At 68.5% G+C, this 13,614-nt stretch carries 12 protein-coding genes and 2 tRNA genes; 11 read left to right on the top strand and 3 right to left on the bottom strand.

The window, feature by feature from the left end:
- Window positions 1-502: 502 nt before the first annotated feature.
- Both NVS83_RS13360 and NVS83_RS13355 read right to left on the bottom strand, forming a co-directional pair.
- Window positions 503-3,616, bottom strand: a complete 3,114-nt coding sequence (locus NVS83_RS13360; RefSeq protein ID WP_258739732.1) for an efflux RND transporter permease subunit — start codon at window positions 3,614-3,616, stop codon at window positions 503-505.
- Window positions 3,613-4,698: an efflux RND transporter periplasmic adaptor subunit gene (locus NVS83_RS13355; protein ID WP_258739731.1), complete on the bottom strand. Its 1,086-nt coding sequence runs from the start codon at window positions 4,696-4,698 to the stop codon at window positions 3,613-3,615. Before NVS83_RS13355 ends, NVS83_RS13360 begins: the two co-directional genes overlap by 4 nt.
- 165 nt (window positions 4,699-4,863) lie before the next feature.
- Here NVS83_RS13355 and NVS83_RS13350 point away from each other — a divergent pair, with 165 nt between their 5' ends.
- Entirely contained in the window at window positions 4,864-5,562 is a 699-nt protein-coding gene (locus NVS83_RS13350; protein WP_258739730.1) for a TetR/AcrR family transcriptional regulator, read from the top strand.
- A gap of 322 nt (window positions 5,563-5,884) precedes the next feature.
- The gene (locus NVS83_RS13345) at window positions 5,885-6,460 is read left to right on the top strand and encodes a TetR/AcrR family transcriptional regulator (protein WP_258739729.1); all 576 of its coding nucleotides are present in this window, start codon (window positions 5,885-5,887) and stop codon (window positions 6,458-6,460) included.
- 542 nt (window positions 6,461-7,002) lie between these two features.
- On the opposite strand, the gene NVS83_RS13340 is transcribed toward NVS83_RS13345, so the two are convergent.
- Window positions 7,003-7,077, bottom strand: a tRNA-Thr gene (locus tag NVS83_RS13340).
- Window positions 7,078-7,291: 214 nt separating this feature from the next.
- Between NVS83_RS13340 and NVS83_RS13335 the strand changes: the two genes are divergently transcribed.
- The 9 genes from NVS83_RS13335 to NVS83_RS13295 all read left to right on the top strand — a co-directional run bounded on the left by NVS83_RS13335 (window position 7,292) and on the right by NVS83_RS13295 (window position 13,612).
- On the top strand, window positions 7,292-7,504 hold the full coding sequence (locus NVS83_RS13335) for a hypothetical protein (protein WP_258739728.1): 213 nt from the start codon (window positions 7,292-7,294) through the stop codon (window positions 7,502-7,504).
- 277 nt (window positions 7,505-7,781) lie between these two features.
- On the top strand, window positions 7,782-9,071 hold the full coding sequence (gene murA, locus NVS83_RS13330) for a UDP-N-acetylglucosamine 1-carboxyvinyltransferase (RefSeq protein WP_258739727.1): 1,290 nt from the start codon (window positions 7,782-7,784) through the stop codon (window positions 9,069-9,071).
- Window positions 9,072-9,287: 216 nt separating this feature from the next.
- Window positions 9,288-9,770: a DUF2948 family protein gene (locus NVS83_RS13325; protein ID WP_258739726.1), complete on the top strand. Its 483-nt coding sequence runs from the start codon at window positions 9,288-9,290 to the stop codon at window positions 9,768-9,770.
- A gap of 121 nt (window positions 9,771-9,891) precedes the next feature.
- On the top strand, window positions 9,892-11,184 hold the full coding sequence (gene hisD, locus NVS83_RS13320) for a histidinol dehydrogenase (RefSeq protein ID WP_258734939.1): 1,293 nt from the start codon (window positions 9,892-9,894) through the stop codon (window positions 11,182-11,184).
- A 171-nt stretch (window positions 11,185-11,355) separates the two neighbouring features.
- Window positions 11,356-11,805: a UPF0262 family protein gene (locus NVS83_RS13315; RefSeq protein WP_374114626.1), complete on the top strand. Its 450-nt coding sequence runs from the start codon at window positions 11,356-11,358 to the stop codon at window positions 11,803-11,805.
- 83 nt (window positions 11,806-11,888) lie between these two features.
- Window positions 11,889-12,296, top strand: coding sequence for an arsenate-mycothiol transferase ArsC (locus NVS83_RS13310; protein ID WP_258734955.1), 408 nt, complete (start codon window positions 11,889-11,891; stop codon window positions 12,294-12,296).
- 168 nt (window positions 12,297-12,464) lie between these two features.
- Window positions 12,465-13,088 (top strand): Maf-like protein, encoded by a 624-nt coding sequence (locus tag NVS83_RS13305; protein WP_258739724.1) that lies wholly within the window; start codon window positions 12,465-12,467, stop codon window positions 13,086-13,088.
- 25 nt (window positions 13,089-13,113) lie between these two features.
- On the top strand, window positions 13,114-13,344 hold the full coding sequence (gene yacG, locus NVS83_RS13300; RefSeq protein WP_258739723.1) for a DNA gyrase inhibitor YacG: 231 nt from the start codon (window positions 13,114-13,116) through the stop codon (window positions 13,342-13,344).
- A gap of 192 nt (window positions 13,345-13,536) precedes the next feature.
- Window positions 13,537-13,612, top strand: a tRNA-Phe gene (locus tag NVS83_RS13295).
- Window positions 13,613-13,614: the final 2 nt, after the last annotated feature.

Here is a 13,614-nt window from a genome sequence, read left to right as displayed (position 1 = left end):
GGGGCCGGTTTTTTCGGGGGGCCCCCCCCCGGGCCCCCCCCCCCCCCCCCCCCGGCCCCCCCCCCCCCCCCCCCCCCCCCAGTCACGGGGAATGCCTCATTGACCCTCGAGCACACTTCCGGAGCGGGGAGGAGAACGGAGCGCCGGTCATGCGTCCGGCATGGCTATCTAAGCGGCTGAGGCGCCGATTGACGGGTGAAGTCGTAGACCAGCGCCTCAGCCAAGTCCGACGAGGGTTGCGCACTCATCAGACGCAGTAATCTTAACCCGACTTCTGCGCGCGCTGCTGTTTCAATTTGTTTCGAAAAGGTTTCTTTAGACCCAACCTTCCCGTCGATCCCGGAACCGGCCGATAATTCAGCAACGTCAACGCTCTGTCAGTGCGGAGGGCTTCAGAGAACCTTGAGGTCGGGCTGAGGGAACCGATCGTTTGCTCACGTTTGCGGCGTCGGAAGCAGGCATTGGCTCCCGACGCCGCGTTATCGAGTTGTCGGCTGGCCTCTCAGTGACTCGGGACTTGCCTGCCTGGGGCGTGAAGGCCCGTCGTCGTGGCCTCGCCTTCCGGCCGGATCCGATACCAGATGGTGTAGAGCGCCGGCAGGAAGACGAGGATGAGGACGGTTCCGGCCGCCGTGCCGCCGATGAGCGTGTAGGCGAGCGAGCCCCAGAACACGGATGCCGTCAGCGGCGCGAAGGCCAGCACCGCTGCCAGCGCCGTCAATATGACGGGCCGGGCGCGTTGCACGGTCGCCTCCACCACGGCCTCGAACGGAGCGAAGCCGTTCTCCTGGTTCACGTGGATCTGGTCGATGAGGATCAGCGTGTTGCGCATCAGGATGCCGGACAGGCCGATCAGCCCGAGTATGCCGTTGAAGCCGAACGGGACCTGGAAGATCAGCAGCATCGGCACGACGCCCACCAGCCCGAGCGGCGCGGTGAGGAACACCATGAACATCGCGGAGAAGGAACGCACCTGCAGGATGATCACCAGCAGGGTGAGGCCGATCATTATCGGGAAGATGGGCGCGAGCGCGTCGTTCGCCTTCTTCGATTCCTCGGCATTGCCGCCGATCTCGATCCGGTAGCCGGGCGGGAGTTCCGCGATGACGGGCTGGAGTGCCTTCCACACCTCGGCGGTGACCTGCGGCGGCTGGAGTTCCTCATTGTAGTCGGCCTGCACGCTGATGGTGGGGATGCGGTTGCGCCGACGCAGCACCGGGTCCTCGGGGCGCACCTCGACATGGCCGATCTGGCTGAGCGGGATCGGCTGCCCGTCATGGTTGACGAGGGTGAGGTCGTCGAGACGGCTGAGATCGGGCTTTTCGCCGAGGTCGCTCCGCACCACCAGATCGACGGCGCGAATGTCCTCCCGGACCTGGGTGATGGTCACGCCGCTCAGCAGCACCTGAAGCTGTTCGGCGGCATCGATCGAGGTCAGGCCGATGGCCTGCAGCCGGTCCTGGTCGAGCACGAAATGAGCCGTGGGTACCTGCTCGCTCCAGTCCCGGTTGACCATGCGGGCATTGGGATCAGCCCGCAGCACCTTCTCGACCTTGTCGGCGATTCCGCGCAGCGTGTTCGCATCCGGCCCCATCACCCGGAAGACGACCGGGAAATGCGAATACGGGCCGAAGGTGAGCTGCGTCACGCGGATGCGGGCCTCGGGCGCGAGACCGTCCGCCACCGCCTGGCGCGTGCGCAGCTTCAGAGCATCGCGTGCCTCCTGGCTGTCGGTAAGGGCGATGATCTTGGCGAAGGACGGGTCGGGAAGCTCGGGGTTGTAGGCGAGCCAGAAGCGCGGGGCGCCGGCGCCGATATAGGTCGTCACCACCTTGGCTTCGGGCTGCTGGCGCAGCCAGTCCTCGACGTGGCGGGCGACGGCTTCGGTGGCGTTGATGCCGGTACCTTCCGGCATCTGCACCTCGACGAAGACCTCGCGTCGGTCGGAGGTGGGAAAGAACTGCTGCTTCAGGCTGCCCATGCCGACCACCGCCGCCACGAAGACGGTGAGGACGGCCGCGGCCACGAAGAACTTACGCCGGATCGACCAGGCCACCAGCCGACGGAAGCGGTTGTAGTTCGGGGTGTTGTAGATGTGCTCATAGGCGCCGCCTTCGATCTTGCGGATCTCCGGCAGCAGTTTCACACCGAGATAGGGGGTGAAATAGACGGCGACCAGCCAGGAGGTGAGCAGCGAGAAGCCGGTGATCCAGAAGATGTTGCCGGCATATTCGCCGGCGGAGGAGCGCGCGAAGCCAACCGGCAGGAAGCCGATGATGGTGATGACCGTCCCCGCCAGCATCGGCGCGGCGGTGTGCGACCAGGCATAGGAGGCCGCCTCCACGCGGTCCCACCCCTCTTCCAGCTTCACCACCATGATTTCGATGGCGATGATCGCGTCGTCGACCAGCAGACCGAGCGACAGGATGAGCGCGCCGAGCGTGATGCGGTCCAGCATGCGGCCCGTCACCATCATGATGACCAGCACGGCGGCAAGGGTGAGCGGCACGGCGGCGGCGACGACGATACCGACGCGCCAGCCGAGGCTGAGCAGAGAGACGATCATCACCACGCCGAGGGCGACGAAGAACTTCAGCGTGAATTCGCCGATCGCCTCCTCGATGTTGATCGCCTGATCGGTCACCTTGGAGATGGTGACGCCGGCCGGCAGGTCGTCGCCCAGCGTCGTCTCGGCCTGTGCCAGCGCCTTGCCGAGATCTAGGCCGTTCCAGTGGTCCTTCATCACCACATTGATGATCAGCGCCTCCTGCCCGTCATTGCGGATGAGGAAGCTCGGCGGGTCTTCGTAGCCGCGCTCGACCGTGGCGATGTCGGAGAGCTTGAGCACATGGCCGTTGGAGACGATCGGCGTGTCGCGGATCTTCTTCAGGTCGTCCAGCGCGCCGTCGAGGCGCAGGAACACTTCGGGACCGGCGGTCTCCACCGAACCTGCCGGCGCCACCGCGTTCTGCCGCTGCAGGGCTGCGAAGACGTCGTCGGGGCTGACCCCGAGAGTGGCGAGCTTCGCATAGGAGAAGTTCACGAATATGCGCTCGGGGCGCTCGCCCAGTATGTCGACCTTCTTGACGCCGGGCACATGCAGCAGCCGCTGGCGCACGGTCTCGGCGTGCCGGACCAGCTGGCGCGGCGGGAGGCCTGCGCCCTTCAGCGCATAGACCGCGAACACGACGTCGGAATACTCGTCATTCACGAAGGGGCCGATGGTGCCTTGCGGCAGCTTGCTCCTGAGATCGCCGAGCTCGAGCTTCTTGCGGGCCTGGTAGAACTGGTCCGGAACCTCTGCGGGCGGGGTGGAATCGAGCAGGAACAGCGTGATCAATGCGAGGCCGGGACGGGCGACCGTTTCGACGCGGTCGTAATAGTCGAGTTCCTGCAGTCGCTTCTCGATTGGATCGGCGACGAGGTCCTGCATCTCCTGGGCCGTGGCGCCCGGCCAGGCCGCGGTCACGGTCATCGCCTTGACGGTGAAGGCCGGGTCTTCCGCGCGGCCGAGCTTGAGATAGGCGACGAGGCCGGCGACCACGATGGCGATGATGAGGAAGAGCGTGACGCTGCCCTGGCGGACGGCGAGGGTCGAGAGGTTGAAGCGGTTCATTGCATGGCCGCCTTCTGCTCGGCGATCCGGATCTCCTGGTCGGCATGGAGATAGTGGCCACCGGTAGCGACGATGGTCTCGCCCGGCGCGACCCCGCCCGACAGCGTGACGCGCTCGGCGCCCAGCCTGCCGACGCTGACGGGACGGCGTTCCAGCCGGTCACCGTCGAGCACGACCCAGACGAAGAACCCCGATCCCTCGTCGTTCAGCGCCGCGATGGGGATGGAGGACAGCGGCGCCGCGTTGCCGAGGGGAATGCTGATCGTGATGGTCGCGCCCAGCGGAGCCTTTGCGGCATCTCCCTCCAGCACATAGCGCGCCTCATAGGTGCGCGTGTGCGGATCGGCGGCATCGGAGAGCTGCCGCAGCGTGGCGCGCCCCGTGAGGCGGTTGCCATAGAGCGTCGCCTGCGCCGGCGAGCCGATCTCGGGCCGCACCGACTCGGGAAGATTGACCGACGCTTCGCGCGCGCCGCGATGGGCCAGGCGCACCACGGTCTGGCCTGCGGCCACCACCTGGCCGGGCTCGGCCAGCGTGTCGACGATCACACCGTCCTCGTCGGCGAGCAGCTGCGAGTAGGAGCTCTGGTTACGTGCCACCTGGGCTTCCGCCTTGGCGGCTTCCAGATTGGCATTGGCCGTATCCAGCGCGGCCTTGGACTGTTCGTAGCGCTGCTGCGTCGCCCAGCCGTTCTCGCGCAGCTCGCGATACCGGACCTCGTCGGCGGCCGCCTGCGTGCGGACCGCGTCGGCGGCCGCGACCGCACGTTCCTTGGCCGCGATCTCGAGATCGAGATCGGTGCGGTCGATGCGCATCAGCGGCTGGCCGGCCGTGACGGTCTGGCCAGTGTCGACCAGCCGTTCCGTCACCTTGCCCGCTACGCGAAAGCCCAGATTGCTCTCGACCCGGGCGGCAACGACCCCGGTAAAGGCGCGCTCGACCGGCCGGGCGGCCTCGACCGTCGTGGTCTGGACGATACGGGGCGCCTGTCGCGGATCGGCCTGGGCTTCCGGCTTGCAGCCGCTGATGGCGAGCGCCGCGAGCGCTGTCGCGGCGAAGGCGAAGCGTTGAAAGGCGACCATAGGACCCTCCAGAGGAGTGGGTTGTAGAAATATTATGATCATCATATAAAACGACAGGTCACGCCCCGCAACCGTTAAAATGATGGTTGTCATTTTTTATCAGTCGTCATTGGTCCGCCGCCCTCGCAAGCAGCGAGGAGCCGTCGCGGCAATCAGGAGGCAGGGATGAGTCTGCAAACGCTCGCGTCCGCGACCGCTCCGGCCCGCTACAAGGCGGGAACGACAGACACCCGCGCCGCAATCGTTTCGGTGGCGGAGCGCTGGTGCCGACGCGTCGGTTTTCGCCGGACCGCGGTAGCGGATATCGCGGCCGAGCTCGGGATGAGCCCGTCCAATGTCTTCCGGTTCTTCAGCTCGAAGGCCGTCCTTGGCGACGCCGTGGCGGAGCGGGTACTCGGCGGGATCGTGGAGACGCTGCACGGCGTTGCCGCGCGCTCAGACCTTGCGCCACCGGACCGGCTGCGCGCGCTTCTGCTGGCCTGGGTCGAGACCACTGCGACCGTTCTTGGCACCGACGATCACATGCGGGAGCTGATCGAGGCCGGCATGGGCGAATCGTGGAAGGCCTGCGTCGAGCACACGGGCCAGATCGACCGCCTGCTCCGGCTGACCCTCGAGAGCGGGGCGGCCTCGGGCGACTTTGCCGTACGCGATGTCGCGGTGAGCGTCGGGTGCGTCCGGGCGGCGATGCTGGCCTTCACCTATCCGGGCCTGCTGGGCCAGGCCGCGCCCGACACGACGCCCCGGCAGATCGTAGCCTTTGTGCTCTACGCCGTATCGGTCGGCCGCTGCGCCCCGCCATCCGCATGGCCGGAGACGGCAAGACGTCCACGCTCGTTCCCCGCGACGGAAGAGCCGTCCTGATCAGGGTGCGCAGCGGTCAACGGCACGGCGCAAGGTCGCCTCCTCGGCACTGGTCTTCACGAGCGCCAAGGAGGCGCTGTGCGATGGCGGCACGTTGACCATCTTCTTTTATATGATAAATATCATTCAAACAGTTCGGCGGATGTGCAGGCCCGGTTCTCGCCCCCTCCCGCACGCTTCAGGCTGGGCGGAGCGCTCCCGGGGACACGTCGCAGTGGCGCCTCGCTCACCACGCCGAAAAAGGCAGCGATATCCGGCCGTTGATAGCGATCCATAGTTGGTCGCATCGAGGTCTGGGGCGACCATGACAAAGGAGGGCGATATGCCCCTCAGCAAGGCACACAAGGCTGAAACGCGCGAACGCATCCTGCAGAAGGCGAGCGAGCTGTTTCGGCGCGATGGGATCGACGGCGTCAGCGTGCCGGCCCTGATGAAAGAGGCGGGCCTCACGCATGGTGGCTTCTATGCGCACTTCGCTTCCAAGGACGAACTCGTCGCCGCAATCTTCGAACGCGCCTTGAACGAAACCTCGGAATATCTCGACGCGGCCGCCAAAGGAGCGGACTCGCCGGCCGATGCCGTCATCGACGCCTATGTCGGGGCATTCCATCGCGACCATCCCGAACAAGGCTGCGTCGTAGCCGCACTGGGCTCGGAAGCGGCGCGCGGGACGCCTATCGTCCGCGAAGCGCTAGCCCGCGGCGTTCGCCATGCCGCCCAGCGCCTGGGCGAAACCCTCCACCTCGGCGAGGATAGAGAGGACGAAGCTATTGCGCTCTATTCAAGCCTGGTTGGGGCGATGATTCTCTCCAGAGCCTGCAGGGACGATGCCTCCTTTTCCCAGCACATACTGGATGTGTGTCGAGCTGATCTGAAGAAACGGAAAGCTATTTCGTAGATCGAGATGCGTGGCGCCGAATTTTCGGGCCGCGGGATGCCTCAGTTCGACGAACTCTTCAGGATGGAGGTCAGCCCTTCCGGCCATGGAGCCCATGGCGAGCGACGAAACATCTGTCTTCGTCACCCGGCAACCGACATCCAGGCTCAAGACGCCGGGCGAACTCGCCGCAGCCGCTGTTGACCCAGCGCGGACGTACAGAAGGGCCCGTCGCCAGGGTACTGCCCAGGTGACTGAAGGGCCCGATCCGGGCATCGATCGGTTCGGCCATCACCCCGTCGCTCTGCCCTGCCCTCACGCAGTCGCGCCACCAGCAAGTCGTCGACATAACCCTGCGCATACCGGGGATCGGCATTGCGCGGGGCGATTTGGTCCCATTTTCGATGGATCAGATCGGGCCGACCGAACAGGCGGGCGGCGCACAGCTACTCATCGCCTCGGAATCCGACGAAGCGGGTGCACTCAGCCTTCGGCATGCTCGCCCCATGTTCATCCGAACCTGAGGCAACTTCTTTTGGCGGCAGAAAAACCGTTGAGAATGCTGGTGCTGCGAGAGAGGATTGAACTCTCGACCTCTCCCTTACCAAGGGAGTGCTCTACCACTGAGCTACCGCAGCGCCGGCGCATCGGGGGCCGTGCCCGCCGGAGCGCGGCGACGTTTGCCACAGCATGCCCGCGCGCGCAAGCTCGACCTTGCCCTTCATGCACCGCCGCTTCCCCCGGCCCCGCCGGCGCCCCTTCCGCACGGCCGCGTTACGCCCTATGGCAGGACGGGTCGGGGCGGCGCCGCGGGAGGCGCGGCGTCGGCGGCACGCCAGCAGGATGGAGCCCATGAGCGGAGAGGATCAACAGCAGCGGGCCGAACGCCTCGCCGCCGCCCTGCGCGAGAACCTGAAGCGGCGCAAAGCGCAAGCGCGCGGCCGCAAGGACGACGCCCCCGCGCGGGATACGGGCGACGCGACGGCCGGTTCCGGAGCGGACGCCGGCGAGGCGGCGGTGAGCGAGCCTGCAAAGGTGAACCCAACGCGGACCGGGTCGGAGTAGTTCTGCCCGGCCCCCCGCCCCTCTGCCCGCGCATAGGAAGCGAACCGGCACTGCGCGGACCGCCGCTTTGCGGCGACCCGCCACCGCCCGGTCCGACGCCGTTCGCCCGGCACGTCTCGCCTGCTCGTTGTGTCGCCGGCCCAGTCGCGCTAACCCTTGGGATCGGCATCCTGCCCGGCGCCACGAATCGGCCCGATACTCAGGGCATGGCCGAACCCGGCAAGGCGCTGCGCGCCGAGGGCCGCCGGGCGACACTGGGCAAGGAGTTTCGAACCTCATGGACCGCATCCGCATCATCGGCGGCAATCCGCTCAACGGGTCGATCCCGATCTCCGGCGCCAAGAACGCTGCCCTCCCGCTGATGATCGCGGGCCTGCTCACCGACGAGAAGCTGGTGCTGGAGAACGTGCCGCGCCTCGCCGACGTCGCCCTGCTCCAGCGCATCCTCGGCAATCACGGCATCGACATCACGGTCAACGGCAAGCGCCGCGGCGACGACGCCTATGCCGGCCAGACCATGGAAATCGACGCCCGGGTGATCGTCGACACCACCGCGCCCTACGATCTGGTCTCGAAGATGCGCGCCAGCTTCTGGGTCATCGGCCCGCTCGTGGCGCGCATGGGCGAGGCGAAAGTGTCTCTGCCCGGCGGCTGCGCCATCGGCACGCGCCCCGTCGACTTCCATCTCGACGCGCTGCGCGCGCTCGGCGCCGAGATCGAGATCGACGGCGGCTATGTGCTCGCCCGCGCCCCGAAGGGCCTGAAGGGCGCGCGCATCGTGTTCCCGAAGGTCTCGGTCGGCGCCACCCACACCGCGATCATGGCCGCAAGCCTCGCCGATGGCGAGACCATCATCGAGAACGCCGCGCGCGAGCCGGAGATCGTCGACGTCGCCGACTGCATCAACGCCATGGGCGGGCGCATCGAGGGACAGGGCACCGCGACCATCCGCATCGTCGGCGTGCCGCGCCTCAGGGGCGCGCGCCATTCCGTGCTGCCCGACCGCATCGAGACCGGCACCTATGCGATGGCGGTGGCGATGACCGGCGGCGACGTGATGCTGGCGGGCGCGCGGGCGGACCTGCTCGATTCCGCGCTCGACACGCTGCGCCAGGCGGGCGCCGAGATCACCGTCTCCAACGAGGGGCTCAAGGTGAAGCGAAACGGTGCCGGCATCTTCCCCGTCGACGTCACCACCGCGCCCTTCCCCGGCTTCCCCACCGACCTGCAGGCCCAGCTCATGGCGCTGACGACGCGCGCGGGCGGCACCTCGCACATCACCGAGACCATCTTCGAGAACCGCTTCATGCATGTGCAGGAGCTCGCACGCTTCGGCGCGCGCATCCATCTCGACGGCGAGAAGGCGACCATCGAGGGCGTGGAGAAGCTGACGGGCGCGCCGGTGATGGCGACCGACCTGCGCGCCTCGGTGTCGCTGGTGATCGGCGCCCTCGCCGCCGAGGGCGAGAGCATGATCCACCGCGTCTACCACCTCGACCGCGGCTTCGAGCGGCTGGAGGAGAAGCTCTCCGCCTGCGGCGCCGAGATCGAGCGCATCGCCGGCTGACCACCGCCAACGGAGGGTCGCCAACGGAGGGCCGCGCCGCACGGGGCGGCGTGCCGCACGGCGCAAGGGCGTGCGCCCGCGCATCTGGCATGCGCGGGCCGTTCATGTGTGCTTCTACCTAACCCCTTGCCGTGTCACACTCAGATCGCCATTTCCGGCTCGTGGCCAATGCGGGTTCATGGCCATTTCCGGCTGATGGCGATGCGGAGTTGAAAAATGGCGGGTCTCAAACTCATTGCGCTCGACGGCGAGGATCTGGCGGTCCTCTCGGTCCATCTCCAGGATGCGGTGGTGTCGGTCGCCGACATGACCTACCTGCCGAAGGAGCATCGCTTCGTCATGCTCGCCAACCGCTTCGACTGGGAAAAGGCGATCCAGGCCGAGGCGATGGCCGATCTCGACACCGCCCCCGGTGCCGCGGCCGCCGCGGCCGGCCCCTGCGTGCGACGCCGCTCGGGGCTGCACTTCGACCGCGTGCTCGGCGCGCGGGTGCGGGGCATCGACCTGAGGAACCGGCAGGGCGTGCTGAACCTGCTGGCGCTGCATTTCGCCGAGACCGACGCTCCCTCCGGCACCGTCACCTTCCTGTTCTCCGGCGGGGCCGAGCTGCAGCTCGACGTCGAGTGCATGGAGGCGGGGATGGAGGATCTGGGACCGGCCTGGGACGCCAAGGGCACGCCGTGCCACGAGGCCGATTGACGGCTCGTCCGGCCGGCGCGACATCCCGGCCGCCAGGACCGGCGCGGGACGGCGCACTTGTGTTCGGGCGGCCCGGTTGCGATAGGACGGGCCGACGCCCCGCCTGCCGCAGGACATGATGATGCCGCTTCGCCTCGACACACGCTCTCCCGATTTCGACGCCCGCTTCACCGCCTTCCTCGGCACCAAGCGGGAAGTCTCCGCCGACGTCGCGCAGGCGGTGGCGCACATCATCGAGGAGGTGCGCACGCGCGGCGACGCGGCACTGGTGGAACTCTCCCGCAGGTTCGACCGGGTCGACCTCGAGGCGCTCGGCATCCGCATCGGCGAGGCCGAGATCGATTCGGCGCTCGCGGCCTGCGATCCCGCGACGCTCGACGCGCTGAAGCTCGCCCATGAGCGCATCCGCTCCCACCATGCGCGCCAGCTTCCCGAAAGCGGGCGCTATGTCGACCCGATCGGCGTCGAGCTCGGCCATCGCTGGACCGCGGTCGACGCGGTCGGGCTCTACGTGCCAGGCGGCACCGCCGCCTACCCTTCCTCCGTGCTGATGAACGCGGTGCCGGCCAAGGTCGCCGGCGTCGGGCGCCTCGCCATGGTGGTGCCCGCGCCGGACGGGCAGCTCAACCCGCTGGTGCTCGCCGCCGCCCGGCTCGCCGGCGTCGACGAGGTCTACCGCGTCGGCGGGGCGCAGGCGGTGGCGGCGCTCGCCTACGGCACCGCGACCATCGCGCCGGTGGCGAAGATCGTCGGCCCCGGCAATGCCTATGTCGCCGCCGCCAAGCGCCACGTCTTCGGCACGGTCGGCATCGACATGGTGGCCGGCCCCTCCGAGGTGCTGGTGATCGCCGACGGCGCGCAGAACCCGGACTGGATCGCCGCCGACCTGCTGGCGCAGGCCGAGCACGACACCGCCGCCCAGTCGATCCTGATGACCGACGACGACGCGCTGGCCGAGGCCGTGATCGCCGCCGTCGAGCGCCAGCTCGCCACCCTGCCGCGCCGCGACATCGCGGCAGCGAGCTGGGCCGATTTCGGCGCCGTGATCCGCCTCGCCGGCCTCGACGAGGCGCCGGCGCTGGCCAACCGCATCGCGCCCGAGCATCTCGAGATCATGGCGGCCGACCCGGAGGCGCTGGTCGGGCATATCCGCCATGCCGGGGCTATCTTCCTCGGCGGCCACACGCCGGAGGCGATCGGCGACTATGTCGGCGGCTCCAACCACGTGCTGCCGACCGCGCGCTCGGCCCGCTTCTCCTCCGGCCTTGGCGTGCTCGACTTCATGAAGCGGACCTCGATCCTGAAATGCGGGCCCGAGCAGTTGCGCGCGCTGGGGCCGGCGGCGATCGCCATCGGCGAGGCGGAAGGGCTCGGCGCCCATGCGCGCTCGGTCGCGATCCGGCTCAACCTCTGAGGCGAGGCGATGGCGCAGGGCGAGGACACCGACCGCGCGTCCCGCCGGGAGAGCTGCGACACCCCCGACGGCGACGCCGGCCGCGCCAAGGCGGCAGGGAAGAAGGGCGACGCGCCGCGCGAGGCCGGGCGCGAGGCCGATCCGTTCCCGGACAGCCGCCGCCTCTCCGGGGTGACGCTGGACGCCGATTCGATCGGCCGCGCCAATCGCGACGTCGAGCATGAGCGGGCGGTCGCCATCTACGATCTGATCGAGGAGAACAGCTTCTCCCCGCAGGGCGACCCGATGCCCGGTCCCTATCACCTCACCATCGCATTGGCCGAGGGGCGGCTGATGCTGGACATCACCCGCGAGGACGGCGCGCCCGTGGTCCAGCACCATCTCTCGCTGAGCCCGCTGCGCCGCGTGGTGAAGGACTATTTCCTCGTCTGCGAGAGCTATTATGCCGCTATCCGCACCGCTACCCCGTCGCAGATCGAGGCCATCGACATGGGCCGGCGCGGGCTCCACAACGAGGCCTCGGAGCTGCTGCGCGAGCGGCTGAAGGACAAGGTCGACATCGATTTCGGCACCGCCCGGCGGCTGTTCACGCTGGTCTGCGCGCTGCACTGGAAGGGCTGAGCGTGGCCGTTCCCTCCGCTTCCGACGCGCTTCCCGGCCCGCTGGCCCGGCCCCGGCGCGAGCGCCCGCAATCCGTGCTGTTCATGTGCGGGCAGAACGTGGTGCGCTCACCCATGGCGGCGGTGCTGGCCCATCATCTGTTCGGCCGCTCGCTCTATGTCGGCTCGGCCGGGGTGATGAAGGGCGAGAACGACCCGTTCGTGCGCGCCGCCATCGACGAGATCGGCCTCGACCTCGGCCGCCACCGGCCGCAGACGCTGGAGGAGCTGGAGGAGAATGAGGGGCTCGGCTTCGACCTCGTCGTCACCCTTTCGCCCGACGCCCACCACCGGGCGCTGGAGCTGACCCGCACCAACGCGATCGACGTCGAGTACTGGCCGACCCCGGACCCGACGCTGGCCGGTGGCAATCGCGAGCAGCGCATGGACGCCTACCGCGCCGTGCGCGACGAGCTGGAGCAGCGAATCCGCGCGCGTTTCCGCCCGCGCTGACGAAAGAACCTTCTTCCGTGCGTCCCCGACGCGTCCCCTTGGGCGCAAAGCGACCTCCGGCGCGGATTTCTGCGGCCGAGGTGATTTCACAGGATCGGAAAATTCTCTAGCTTGCCGGTCCTTGCGACATGGCCCGCCGGACGATCCGGCGGGAAAAGGAGTTTTCGCGTGAGCGCCCGCCCCCAATTGGTGCTGGCCTCGGGCTCGCCGCGCCGGCTGGCGCTGCTGGCCCAGGCCGGTCTCGAACCCGACGCCCTTCTGCCGGCCGATATCGACGAGACGCCCGAGCGGGGTGAGCTGCCGCGCCGCCTCGCCCTGCGCCTCGCGCGCGAGAAGCTGATGGCGGCCGACGCGCGCCGCAAGGCCGGCGACCAGTATGACGAGGCCTATCTGCTCGCCGCCGACACGGTGGTCGGGGTGGGCCGGCGCATCCTGCCCAAGCCCGAGCTTTCCGAGGAGGCGGCCGACTGCCTGCGCCTGCTCTCCGGGCGCGCGCACCGGGTCTATACCGGCGTGGCGCTGATGACGCCGCGGGGCGGCGTGCGCACGCGCCTGGTGGAGACGCGGCTGCGCTTCAAGCGGCTGTCGCGCGAGGACATGGAGTTCTACATCGCCTCGCGCGAATGGCACGGCAAGGCGGGGGGCTACGCCATTCAGGGGCTGGCCGGCAGCTTCGTGATCAAGCTGGTCGGCTCCTACACCAATGTGGTGGGCCTGCCGCTCGCCGAGACGGTGGCCCTGCTCGCCGGCGAGCGGTTTCCCATCCATCACGCCTGGGCCACGGCCGAATGAGCCTGCCCGGCCAGGGAGGAGGACCATGAGCACTGACACGCCCGGCGACCGACACGCCGGCCGCCCGACCGCCCCCGCCTGCCCGATCTGCGGCAAGGCCGAGGCGGAGAAGTACCGCCCCTTCTGCTCCGCGCGCTGCGCGGACGTCGACCTCAACCGCTGGCTCACCGGCGCCTACGCCATCCCCGTGACCGAGGATGACGACGAGGACGGCGAGGAACCGACCCTGACCCCCGCCCCGCCGCGCGAGCGCTAGGGGCTGGGCTCGTAAAGAATGCGGGTTGGAGCGAGTGCCGATCCAAGGTACCGGAAAGCTCTTGGACGGCGTCTGCCGGGCGTGGGACGAACTGGGGAAGGCGGCTTTTTCGCTAGCCGACCATATGGACATGCGCCGGAGGAGACTCTATAAGGCGGCCCGCTCCGGACGGCTTTCGCCCGCGCCGGCGGCGCCCAGGTAGCTCAGTTGGTAGAGCATGCGACTGAAAATCGCAGTGTCGGTGGTTCGATTCCGCCCCTGGGCACCATT

This window comes from Ancylobacter mangrovi (genome assembly GCF_024752335.1).
Taxonomy (GTDB): Bacteria; Pseudomonadota; Alphaproteobacteria; order Rhizobiales; family Xanthobacteraceae; genus Ancylobacter; species Ancylobacter mangrovi.
This window is presented reverse-complemented; position numbering and strand designations above follow the sequence as displayed.

Coding starts and splice junctions, on each gene's coding strand:
- yacG (WP_258739723.1), top strand. CDS start 13,114: ATGAGCACTGACACGCCCGGCGACCGACACGCCGGCCGCCCGACCGCC.
- NVS83_RS13350 (WP_258739730.1), top strand. CDS start 4,864: ATGAGTCTGCAAACGCTCGCGTCCGCGACCGCTCCGGCCCGCTACAAG.
- murA (WP_258739727.1), top strand. CDS start 7,782: ATGGACCGCATCCGCATCATCGGCGGCAATCCGCTCAACGGGTCGATC.
- NVS83_RS13360 (WP_258739732.1), bottom strand. CDS start 3,616: ATGAACCGCTTCAACCTCTCGACCCTCGCCGTCCGCCAGGGCAGCGTC.
- NVS83_RS13325 (WP_258739726.1), top strand. CDS start 9,288: ATGGCGGGTCTCAAACTCATTGCGCTCGACGGCGAGGATCTGGCGGTC.
- hisD (WP_258734939.1), top strand. CDS start 9,892: ATGCCGCTTCGCCTCGACACACGCTCTCCCGATTTCGACGCCCGCTTC.
- NVS83_RS13310 (WP_258734955.1), top strand. CDS start 11,889: ATGTGCGGGCAGAACGTGGTGCGCTCACCCATGGCGGCGGTGCTGGCC.
- NVS83_RS13335 (WP_258739728.1), top strand. CDS start 7,292: ATGAGCGGAGAGGATCAACAGCAGCGGGCCGAACGCCTCGCCGCCGCC.
- NVS83_RS13345 (WP_258739729.1), top strand. CDS start 5,885: ATGCCCCTCAGCAAGGCACACAAGGCTGAAACGCGCGAACGCATCCTG.
- NVS83_RS13355 (WP_258739731.1), bottom strand. CDS start 4,698: ATGGTCGCCTTTCAACGCTTCGCCTTCGCCGCGACAGCGCTCGCGGCG.